Raw genomic sequence first — 253 nt, forward strand, 5'->3', positions numbered from 1 at the left:
GACGCGCGTACGGCGGAGATGTCGAAGCTCACCGAGAACGCATTCCGCGACGTCAACATCGCGTTTGCCAATGAGCTTTCCCTCATTTGCGACAAGCTCGACATCAATGTGTGGGAATTGATCGATATCGCGAATCACCATCCGCGCGTCAATATCCTCCAGCCCGGGCCGGGCGTCGGTGGTCACTGCATCGCGGTCGACCCGTGGTTCATCGTCAACAAAACGCCGGGCCAGGCGAAGTTGATTCGACAGG

General features: G+C 58.5%; 1 pseudogene. It reads left to right on the forward strand.

Annotated elements, in window-relative coordinates:
- Positions 1-253, forward strand: a pseudogene (locus SB725_RS32650) (UDP-N-acetyl-D-mannosamine dehydrogenase); the annotation flags it as partial.

Source organism: Pseudomonas sp. SIMBA_041 (assembly GCF_046535095.1).
Taxonomy (GTDB): Bacteria; Pseudomonadota; Gammaproteobacteria; order Pseudomonadales; family Pseudomonadaceae; genus Aquipseudomonas; species Aquipseudomonas mucoides.